Source organism: Pseudomonas onubensis, assembly GCF_965653655.1.
Taxonomy (GTDB): Bacteria; Pseudomonadota; Gammaproteobacteria; order Pseudomonadales; family Pseudomonadaceae; genus Aquipseudomonas.
This window is the reverse complement of the sequence record NZ_CBFHAZ010000155.1, coordinates 1-10,454: the sequence shown is the minus strand read 5'-3', so window position 1 is coordinate 10,454 and position 10,454 is coordinate 1. Positions and strand designations below refer to the sequence as shown.

Here is a 10,454-nt window from a genome sequence, read left to right as displayed (position 1 = left end):
CGTGGGTAACCCGGCAGGACGCCGGGTTAGCCGCGCTGGGCCAAGGATGGCCCATCGCGGCGGCCCACGGATTCAAGCCGGAGTGAGGGCACACCGAGCCACAGCGAGGTGCCGAGTGGTGGGGCGAGGACCTTTTGGTTACTTTTGCGTCCTTGCAAAAGTGACCCGCTGTAAGAGCGGAACCATAAGCCGCCGTTACCGCAGCAACGGATATGTACACCGACAAATCAACAAACCGCCACAACAGACAACCCAGTTCCCACAGTTTTGACCGTGCCCCCATGAGACATGGCAAGATGAACGCCTCTCAGGTTTACTGGTCCCTGAGTAACGGATTCACCGACCTTGCACGTCGGCTCATCAAGGTCATGCAATGGATAAATACACCCCCCACACCTGGCAACCCCACGAGCGGCCGAGCTTGCCGGGCTCGCCGTCGACGCCACTGCACCCTACGCACAAGCGCTGGCTGTTTGCATTGGTGGGGATCCTGGTGGCAATTACCGGCGGGCTCGGCAACGCGCTGGTGATCGCCAACCTGCAATATCTGCAAGGCGCATTGGGCGCCACCACCGCAGAAATGGCCTGGTTGCCGGCTGCTTATGTGATGACCAACGTGTGCATGAACCTGCTGCTGGTGAAGTTTCGCCAGCAGTTCGGCCTGCGGGCGTTTACCGAGGTGTTTCTGGTGCTGTATGCGCTGGTGACGTTCGGCCATTTGTTCGTCAACGACTTGAGTTCGGCGATTGCAGTACGGGCCGCTCACGGCATGGTCGGTGCGGCGCTGAGTTCGTTGGGTTTGTACTACATGATTCAGGCGTTCCCGGCCAAGTGGCGGCTCAAAGCCCTGGTGCTGGGCTTGGGCACCGCGCAGTTGGCGCTGCCGCTTGCGCGTTTGTTCTCCGAAGACTTGCTGCAAATTGCCGAATGGCGCGGGCTGTACCTGTTCGAGCTGGGCATGGCGCTGATCTGCCTGGGCTGCGTGTTCATGCTCAAACTGCCGCCCGGCGACCGTTTCAAAACCTTTGAAAAACTCGACTTCCTCACCTTTGCCATCCTCGCCAGCGGCGTGGCATTGCTCTGCGCGGTGCTGTCGTTGGGGCGTATCGACTGGTGGCTGGAAGCGCCCTGGATCGGCGTGGCCTCGGCCTGTTCGCTGGTGCTGATCATGGCCGGCCTGGCCATCGAGCATAACCGTGCCAACCCGATGCTGATGACGCGCTGGCTCGGCAGCGGGGCGATGATTCGCCTGGCGCTGGCGGTGGTGCTGATTCGCATGGTGCTGTCCGAGCAGTCCACCGGCGCGGTGGGCTTTATGCAGATGCTGAACATGAGCTACCAGCAGATGCACACCCTCTACGTGGTGATGCTGGCCGGGGCGATTGCCGGGCTGGTGGTCAGCGCGCTGACGATCAACCCGGCGCACCTGCTGATGCCGTTGATCATCTCCCTGGCGCTGATGGCCACCGGCTCCGTGATGGACAGTTTCTCCAGCAACCTGACCCGCCCGCAAAACCTGTATATCAGCCAGTTCCTGCTAGGCTTTGGCGGCACCTTCTTCCTGGGGCCAACCATGGTGCTGGGCACAAAAAACGTATTGACCAACCCGCGCAACCTGGTGAGCTTCTCGGTGATGTTCGGCATCTGCCAGAACCTCGGCGGCCTGATTGGCGCGGCGTTGCTGGGCACGTTCCAGATCGTGCGGGAGAAATACCACTCCAGCATGATCGTCGAACACCTGACCCTGCTGGACCCACGCGTGGCGGCACGGGTGCAGAGCGGCGGCTCGGCCTACGGCGGCGTGATCGCCGACCCGGAACTGCGCAACCTCATGGGCATTCGCAGCCTGGCCACGGCTGCCACGCGCGAGGCGAATGTGATGGCCTACAACGATGTGTTCATGCTGATCGCGATCATCGCAATCCTCACCATGCTGTGGATTTTCACCCGCAGCCTGTGGCTGATGAGTACCACCAAAGCAGCAGCCCCTCCCGTTCAACCCAGCGGCGTTACTTCATGACCGAAACCACCACCACTACCACCAACGCCATCGCCTCCACCCCGGAAGGCACGCCACCACCGGGCTCGACCGTCACGGAGCCGCGTTCGCTGCGGGTGCGCATCATCTCGTCATTGGGTTTTGCCGCGATTGCCATCGTCGGGGTATTGATCGTGCTGTATGCCTGGCAATTGCCACCGTTCAGCAGTGCGGTGGAAACCACCGAGAACGCCCTGGTGCGCGGCCAGGTGACGATTATCGGCCCGCAACTGAGCGGCTACGTGTATGAAGTGCCGGTGCAGGACTTCCAGTACGTCAAGGCCGGTGACCTGCTGGTGCGCCTGGATGACCGCATCTACAAGCAGCGTCTTGACCAGGCGCTGGCCCAGTTGGCGGTGCAGAAAGCCTCCTTGGCCAATGTGGTGCAGCAGCGCAACAGCGCCGAAGCCACCATCAAACTGCGCCAGGCCGCATTGGTAGACAGCCAGGCCCAGGCGCGCAAAAGCACCGCCGACTTGCGCCGCAATGAAGAGTTGATCAGCGATGGGTCGGTGTCCAAGCGCGAGCTGGACGTGACCCGCGCCGCGAATGCGCAGACCATCGCGGCGGTGGCCCAGGCCCAGGCCAACCTGGAAATCGCCCGGCAGGACCTGCAAACCGTGATCGTCAATCGTGGCTCCCTGGAAGCGGCAGTGGCCAGTGCCGATGCGGCCGTGGAGTTGGCGCGTATCGACCTGTCCAACACCCGCATCATTGCGCCGCGTGACGGCCAGTTGGGGCAGATCGGCGTGCGCCTGGGCGCCTACGTCAACTCCGGCGCGCAGTTGATGGCGCTGGTGCCGCCACAGTTGTGGGTGATCGCCAACATGAAAGAAACCCAGATGGACAATGTGCAGGTCGGCCAGCCGGTGACGTTCACTGTGGACGCGCTCAACCGCCGCAAGTTTCACGGAACGGTGCAGCATATTTCCCCGGCGACCGGCTCGGAGTTCAGCCTGTTGCAGGCAGATAACGCCACCGGCAACTTTGTGAAGATCGCCCAGCGGGTGCCGGTGCGGATTACGGTGGACCCGGATCAGGCCGAGAGCGAGCGCCTGCGGCCGGGGTTGTCGGTGGTAGTGAGTATCGACACGGCGGGGCGCCTCAAAAACAGCCCGCCTTGACACGCCGAGGATCAAAAATGTGGGAGCGGCGGTGCGACGATTCGACTTGCTCGCGAAAGCGGTGGGTCAGTTACAGATGAATTGACTGACACTCCGCTTTCGCGAGCAAGCCCGCTCCCACATTTGGAATATATTTCAGGGTGAAATTGAGGTGAGTTGACTGGCCTTTTTCCAGCAGCTTCAGGCCGGGCCTGCCCGGCAGGTGATGCGCATTCACCGGATGACTCACCGGCTCGATGCAAAAGAACCCCAACCCCGGCGGGCAGAACAGCAGGTAATAATCGGCGCCGCTGACCTGGCACTCCAGGGCATAGCCCAGCTCCGGTTGTTCGATGCGGCAATGCCCGTCCCACTGGCAAAACCCATTGTCCACCAGGCCTTGCGGCAGCCCTTTGATCTGTGTGAAATCCCATTCGGCAGGTACCGCCGTCAACCCGGTTGGCAGCTTGGACGCATCACTCATCCACACCTGATCCGCCCTGGCCTGCAACCGCGTGCCCGGGTGACGCGGCAAATACGGATGCAACCCCAGGCCGTGCCACGCGGCTTCTTCGGCCAGGTGCGTCACGCGCAACTCGATACTCAGTTCGCCGCCACGTAAGCGAAACCGCTGCTCGGCGCGGTAGGCAAATGGCGTCCCACACACCACCTCCAGCACCACTTCATCCTCCGTCTGGCGCACCACCTGCCACGCCTGTTGCCAGGCGGAGCCGTGAATCGGCAGCGGGTCGAGCGGGCTGTTGGGCGTGAGTGCCAGCCAGCCGTCAGGGGTGTCGAAACCGCCTTGGGCAACCCGGTTGGACCACGGCGCCAGCGGGTAGCATGCGAGCTTGCCCGGCAAGCCGGTATTCACGGCGTGTTCGTCGCTATGGCGCAACAGTGGTTGCCCGGTGGCGCGCACCGTCCAGTTGACGATGCTGCCACCCACGTCCGGGGCCAGGGTGAGCTGAGTCAGGTTGTCTTCAAGTTCGATCATCAGAGCACCAGATGCGGCAACCAAAGTGACAGCGCGGGAATGTAGGTCACCGCGATCAATACCAGGAACAGTACCGCATAAAACGGCAGCAGCGCCGCCACGGTTTTCTCGATACTGACCTTGCCCACCGCCGCGCCCACAAACAGCACCGCGCCCACTGGCGGGGTGATCAGGCCGATGCCGAGGTTCACCAGCATGATCATTCCGAAGTGCACCGGGTCGACGCCGATACCGAGAACCACCGGCAGTAGAATCGGGGTGAGGATCAAAATCAGCGGCGCCATGTCCATCACCGTGCCGAGCATCAGCAGCATCACGTTGATGCACATCAGGATCACGTAGCGGTTGTCCGACAGGGTCAGGAACAGCGTGGTGATTTTTGCCGGGATCTGCATCAGGGTCATGATGTAGCCGAAGCTGGCGGCAAAGGCGATCAGGATCATCACGATGGAAATGGTGCGCACCGTACGGTGCATCAGCTTGGGCAGCTCGCGCCATTTGTAGTCGCGGTAGATGAACATGGTCACGAAGAACGCCCACAGCACGGCAATCGCGGCAGACTCGGTGGCGGTGAAAATACCCGAGAGGATGCCGCCCAGGATGATCACCATGGCCATCAGGCCCCAGAGCGCATCGGCGGCGATCTTCAGCGCTTGTTTGAGCGGGATGACATCACCCTTGGGGTAGTTGCGTTTTTTCGCGAAGATCAGGCACAGCACCATCAGGCACGCGCTCATCAACAACCCAGGCACCACGCCGGCCATGAACAGCGAGGCAATCGAGACCGTGCCGCCGGCCGCCAGGGAGTAGAGCACCGAGTTATGGCTGGGCGGCGTCAGCAAGGCCTGCACCGAACCACTGACAGTGACGGCGGTGGAGAACTCGCGCGGGTAGCCCCGGCGTTCCATTTCCGGGATCAATACCGAACCGACCGAGGCGGTATCCGCTACCGACGAGCCGGAAATCGCACCAAAAAACGTCGACGCCACGATGTTCACCAACGACAGCCCACCGCGCACAAAACCCACCAGTACCCCGGCAAATGCCACCAGGCGCCGCGACATGCCGCCCTCGGCCATAATCGCCCCGGCCAGCACAAAAAACGGAATCGCCATCAGCGAAAATTTGTTCACCCCGCCCGCCACCTGAATCATCAGGGCCTGGAACGGAATGTCGATCCACCACGCGCCAATCAGCGCCGACAGCCCGAGGGCGTAGGCCACCGGCATGCCGATCAGGATCAAGGCGATAAAACTGCCCAGCAGCATCAATGCGTCCATCAGGCAGCCCCTTCGTTTTCTTCAACCAGGTCGAAGCGCACCACGCGGCGCTGGCTCTGGTCACCGAGCAAGAGTTTTTCCAGTACGAATACCAGCGTCAGCAGGCCGCCAATCGGGATCGGCATATAGGTGATGCCCACGCGCAGGGTGGGGATCGCACTCATGAACTGATTCCAGGTGGACAGGCACAGCTTGGTGCCCCAGACGGTCATGAACAGGCAGATGGTGGCCATCAGCAGTTGCGTGATAACGCCGACAATTTGCCGTTGGCGCGGTGGCAGGCGGTCGGTGACCACGGCCACCGACATATGCGCGCCGGCACGGTAACTGGCCGCCGCGCCGACAAACGTGAACACCAGCATCAGCAGGATGGCGGTGGGCTCCGGCCAGCTTGCGCCGGTGCCGAGGATGTAGCGGGCGAAGATGCCCCAGGGAATGATCAGCGCGACCCCGAGCACCGAGAGGCCGGCGACCCAGATGCAGGTCATGTAAATGCGGTCGTTGATGCGCAGCACTAAATTCTTCATGGCGTTCACCGTAACCGGGCGCGTCGATGCCGACCGCGCCGGGCCTGACTAAAGGGAAGGGTGATTACTCGACCGCGTCGATGCGTTTGATGATGTCGGCGTAAGCCGCACCGTACTTGGCGCGAACCGCTGCGGTGGCGTCATAGAAGGATTTTTTGTCGACGGTAATGAACTCGACGCCAGCCTTCTTGAGCTTTTCCTCGCTGCTGGCGGACTTGGCGTCCCACAGCGCGCGCTCATCAGCCTGGGCGACCTTGGCGGCTTTTTTCACCAGGTCTTGCTGGGCGGGCGTGAGTTTGTTCCAGGTGATTTTCGACATCACGATGGGTTCGGGCAGGATCAGGTGCTCAGTCAGGGTGTAGAACTTGGCGTTCTGAAAGTGGTTGTGCTCCAGCATCGTCGGCGGGTTGTTTTCTGCTCCGTCGATGACGCCGGTCTGCAAGGCGCTGAAAATTTCGCCGGTGTCCATGGCAATGCCGTTGGCGCCCATCGCGTTGAAGGCTTCGATGAAGATCGGGTTGCCCTGTACGCGAATTTTCATGCCCTTGAGGTCTTCGATCTTGCGCACTGGCTTCTTGGTGTAGAGGTTGCGCGTGCCGCCGTCCATCCAGGCCAGCGCCACCAGGTCGAACTCGGAGTCGGTGATCTTGGCGAGGATTTCATCGCCGATCTCGCCGTCGATGATTTTGCGCATATGCGCCTGGTCGCGGAACACGAACGGCAAGTTGAACACGTTCACGTCCGGCACCACCGGCCCGACGATGCCGAGGCTGACGCGGGTCATCTGCACCGCGCCGACCTGGGCCTGTTCGACCACTTCTTTTTCGGAACCCAGCACACCGCCCGGGAAGTATTTGAAGGTCAGTTCGCCGTTGCTGGCTTTGGTCAGGGCCTTGCCCATGTTCTCTTCGGCAACGACAGTGGGGTAGCCGGCGGGGTGGATGTCGGCGAATTTGATTTCCAGCGCGTGGGCGGCGGTGCTAAGGGTGAAGATTGCGGCGGCGAGCAAAGTGCGTTTGAAGTCCATGGGGTGTCACTCCTGTCTTATTGTTGTTGTATTCAAGGCACAGCAATGCAGCTAGAGGGTGAATGTGGGCTCCGGCAATCCGCTGACGCCGGGGTTGAGGGCAAACACGCCGCCGGCGACTGACTGCTCACTGTGGTCATCACGGATCGAGGTGACGAACAAAGTGTCCAGCCGGCTGCCGCCGAAGGCGCACATGCTGGGTTTTTTGACCGGCACGCTGAGGGAGCGGTCCAGGCGGCCATCCGGGGTGAAGCGATGAACCAGCCCGGCGTCGTTGGCGCAGATCCAGTAGCAACCCTCGGCGTCGACTGCCGCGCCATCGGGGCGCCCGAGGAACTGATGCATGTCGATAAATACGCGGCGATTGGATGGCGTGCCGGTGTCGATGTCGTAATCGAACGCCCAGACCTGCTGCACCAGCGGGTGTGAATCCGAGGCGTACATCGTGCGGCCGTCCGGGCTGAAGGCCAGGCCATTGAGGGTGATGAACCCGTTCAGTTGCGCATGCGGCGCGGCGCCTGACGCATAGCGGTACAGGCTGCCTTCGGCCGCATTCAGGCCCATGTTCAGCACCATGCTGCCGGCCCAGAAACGGCCCTGGCGATCGCAGCGGCCATCGTTGAGGCGCATGTCCGGGCGCGGGTGCTCGATGCTCGCCAGGGGCGTGGAGTCGAGGCTGCCGTCGTGATGCGGGGTGAGTTGGAAAAACCCGCTTTCCATGCCCGCGACCCAATTGCCCGCGTCGGTGCGGGCAATACAGGCGAGCATCTGCGGGGCTTTCCAGGCGGCGACGTGGCCGGTGGCGGCGCTCCAGCGTTGCAGGCCGCCGTTGGGGATGTCCACCCAGTACAGCGCGTTTTCCTGCGGCACCCACACCGGGCATTCGCCCACGGCATTGCGGGCGTCGACGATCAGTTCAGCGGTCATGGCAACTCATTCCCTTGGGTTGATGTGCGTTCAGTCACCGAACGGCCCTGCAGCGCAGAACGCGCCGCCCTGGTAAACCGCGGCCGGGTCATCGGCGGCCACTGGCGGCTGGGTTTCGACCTTGGCGCGGAACACTTCGGAGCTGTCCTTGGGGGCAAAACCCAAGTGCGCGGCGTAACGGTTGTCCCACCAGGTGTCGAGGTTATCCGACATGCCGTAGACCACGGTGTGGCCCACATTCGGGGTGTACAGCGCACGCTCAAGCAGTTGAGTGAGGTCATCGAAGCTCAGCCAGGTGTGCATCATCCGGCGGTTCTGCGGTTCCGGGAACGAGGAGCCGATGCGGATGCTCACGGTCTCGATGCCGTAGCGGTCGAAATAGAAGCTGGCCATGTCTTCGCCGTAGGATTTGGATAAGCCGTAGTAGCTGTCCGGGCGACGTGGGGAGTGGGCGTCGATGTGTTCGTCCTGCTTGTAAAAGCCGATCACATGGTTGGAGCTGGCGAAGATCACGCGTTTAACGCCATGGCGACGGGCAGCTTCGTAGATATGGAAAATGCCGCTGATGTTGGCGCCCAGCACTTCTTCGAAAGAGCGCTCTACCGACACACCGCCGAAATGCAGGATGGCATCGACGCCCTCCACCAGCTGGTGCACGGCTTGTTTGTCGGCCAGGTCACAGGGTTGCACTTCTTCGAACGCGCCGGCCGCCGGGGCCATGTTGGCGATGTCCGACAGGCGCAGTACCTGGGCATAAGGGCGCATGCGTTCGCGCAAGACTTTTCCCAGGCCGCCGGCGGCGCCGGTGAGGAGCAGGCGGTTGAAGGGGACAGGCGTGGTGGTGGTCATGGGAATTCCATTGTTGTTGTAGGTTGTCGTATGACTATGTGGAAATAGTGTTAGGGATTCCCGAGGTTGTCAACATTCCTGCAGGCAAGTCAGATCAAATGTGGGAGCGGGCTTGCTCGCGAATGCGGTGTGTCAGCCAATAAATCTGTAACTGACTCACCGCATTCGCGAGCAAGTCGAATCGTCGCACCGCCGCTCCCACAAGGGATCTTCTTTTGCTTATAGATCGAGCCCTAGAGCAACGAGATCGGGTAGCTGACAAAGATCCGATTTTCATCAAACTCGTTGTTGCTGAAGTCCCGACGCATGGTCGAGTTGCGCCAGCGCACATTCAGATCCTTCAGTGTGCCGCTCTGCACCGTGTAGGCCAGCTCCGATTCGCGGCCCCATTCCTTGCCATCGGTGATGGCGCCGGTGTGCACGTTGTTGCCGCTGATATACCGGTTCATCATGGTCAGCCCCGGAATGCCGAGCACCACGAAGTTGTAGTCATGGCGTATCTGCCAGGATTTTTCCTTGGCATTGTCGTAGCTGGCGTTGTAGCTATCGTTGGCCAGGGTGCCGCCGCTGGTGCCGTTGACCCGCATCCACACGCTGTCGCCGGTGAGTTTTTGCAGGCCCACATAGAAGGCGTTGCCTTTGTATTTGGCCGAGAGCAGGGCGGAATAGGTTTTGTTGTCGAGGTTGCCGGCCAGCGCGCTGCCGTCCTCCTTGCCATTGAAGAAGCCGAGGTTGGCGCCAAACGTCCAGTCGCCGACCGGCTGGCTGTGGGTCAGGTTCAGGTACTGCTGCTGGTAGATGTCGGTGAGTTCGGCGTACCACACGCCCACTTGGGTGCGTTTGTCGTTGAAGGCATATTCGCCGCCGCCGAAGTTGAAACGATCGGAGGTGAACGCGGCTTTGCCGTTCATGAACATGTCTTCCATGCTCCCATCGTTGCGCGGGCTGTTGCCGCGAAACTGGCCGCCGTAGAGCGTCAGCCCGGCGATTTCATTGGAGGTGACCTGGCCGCCACGAAAGGTTTGCGGCAAGGAGCGGCCGTCGTCCGAGCGCAGGATCGGCAGCACCGGCATCCATTCACCGACTTTCAGTTCGGTCTTCGACAGCCGGGTTTTGAGTGCCACGCCCAAGCGCCCGAAGTTGTCGGCGGGGCGACCATCGCCGTTGAGCGGCAACAGCTGGGTACCGCCGGTGCCTTTGCCACCATCGAGCTTCTGCGAAAACAAGCCCAGTACGTCAATCCCGAAGCCCACGGTGCCTTGGGTAAAGCCGGATTTGGCATCGAGGATGAAGTTCTGCGTCCATTCCTCGGCCTTGGCCTGTGGGTACGTGGGGTTGGTGAAGTTGCGATTGAAGTAGGCATTGCGCAGGTTGAGCGTGGCTTTGGCGTCGTCGAGAAAACCCTCTGCCTGGGCACAAAGGGGCAGGGCGAGTGCCAGGCTGCTGAAACTGATAAGGCCGAGACGCGAGGAGGAATTACGGGCGAATTGAGGCACAGTGAAGCTCCCTTTCGTTTTGTTGTTTTTATTATTTGTTATACGTTGTCGTACAACATTGCGAGGGATATTTGCGGGGTTTTCGGGGTCTGTCAAGCAGAAGTTATACGATGACTATGCCGGCATCGATAAAAAGTGGGCACGGTCCATGTGGGAGTGGGCTTGCTCGCGAATGCGGTGGGTCAGTTACAGATGAATTGACTGACACAC

At 61.2% G+C, this 10,454-nt stretch carries 9 protein-coding genes; 2 read left to right on the top strand and 7 right to left on the bottom strand.

Annotated features, from left to right (window positions below):
* Window positions 1-373 precede the first annotated feature (373 nt).
* Both ACTD9P_RS28340 and ACTD9P_RS28335 read left to right on the top strand, forming a co-directional pair.
* The gene (locus tag ACTD9P_RS28340) at window positions 374-2,020 is read left to right on the top strand and encodes an MFS transporter (protein WP_017136435.1); all 1,647 of its coding nucleotides are present in this window, start codon (window positions 374-376) and stop codon (window positions 2,018-2,020) included.
* Complete coding sequence (locus ACTD9P_RS28335) at window positions 2,017-3,162, top strand: HlyD family secretion protein (protein WP_438870241.1); 1,146 nt, start codon at window positions 2,017-2,019, stop codon at window positions 3,160-3,162. The genes ACTD9P_RS28340 and ACTD9P_RS28335 overlap by 4 nt, the downstream gene beginning before the upstream one ends.
* A gap of 70 nt (window positions 3,163-3,232) precedes the next feature.
* On the opposite strand, the gene ACTD9P_RS28330 is transcribed toward ACTD9P_RS28335, so the two are convergent.
* The 7 genes from ACTD9P_RS28330 to ACTD9P_RS28300 all read right to left on the bottom strand — a co-directional run bounded on the left by ACTD9P_RS28330 (window position 3,233) and on the right by ACTD9P_RS28300 (window position 10,244).
* Window positions 3,233-4,138, bottom strand: a complete 906-nt coding sequence (locus ACTD9P_RS28330) for an aldose 1-epimerase (RefSeq protein WP_438870240.1) — start codon at window positions 4,136-4,138, stop codon at window positions 3,233-3,235.
* Window positions 4,138-5,418 carry a TRAP transporter large permease gene (locus ACTD9P_RS28325; RefSeq protein WP_438870239.1) on the bottom strand — a complete coding sequence of 427 codons (1,281 nt, stop codon included), beginning with the start codon at window positions 5,416-5,418 and terminating at the stop codon, window positions 4,138-4,140. Before ACTD9P_RS28325 ends, ACTD9P_RS28330 begins: the two co-directional genes overlap by 1 nt.
* Window positions 5,418-5,945 (bottom strand): TRAP transporter small permease, encoded by a 528-nt coding sequence (locus tag ACTD9P_RS28320; RefSeq protein ID WP_200432473.1) that lies wholly within the window; start codon window positions 5,943-5,945, stop codon window positions 5,418-5,420. The genes ACTD9P_RS28325 and ACTD9P_RS28320 overlap by 1 nt, the downstream gene beginning before the upstream one ends.
* Window positions 5,946-6,009: 64 nt before the next feature.
* Complete coding sequence (locus ACTD9P_RS28315) at window positions 6,010-6,972, bottom strand: TRAP transporter substrate-binding protein (protein ID WP_438870238.1); 963 nt, start codon at window positions 6,970-6,972, stop codon at window positions 6,010-6,012.
* Between the two features lie 51 nt (window positions 6,973-7,023).
* On the bottom strand, window positions 7,024-7,899 hold the full coding sequence (locus tag ACTD9P_RS28310) for an SMP-30/gluconolactonase/LRE family protein (RefSeq protein ID WP_438870237.1): 876 nt from the start codon (window positions 7,897-7,899) through the stop codon (window positions 7,024-7,026).
* A gap of 30 nt (window positions 7,900-7,929) precedes the next feature.
* Window positions 7,930-8,748, bottom strand: coding sequence for an NAD-dependent epimerase/dehydratase family protein (locus ACTD9P_RS28305; protein WP_438870236.1), 819 nt, complete (start codon window positions 8,746-8,748; stop codon window positions 7,930-7,932).
* Between the two features lie 233 nt (window positions 8,749-8,981).
* The gene (locus tag ACTD9P_RS28300) at window positions 8,982-10,244 is read right to left on the bottom strand and encodes an OprD family porin (RefSeq protein WP_438870235.1); all 1,263 of its coding nucleotides are present in this window, start codon (window positions 10,242-10,244) and stop codon (window positions 8,982-8,984) included.
* Between the last annotated feature and the right edge of the window lie 210 nt (window positions 10,245-10,454).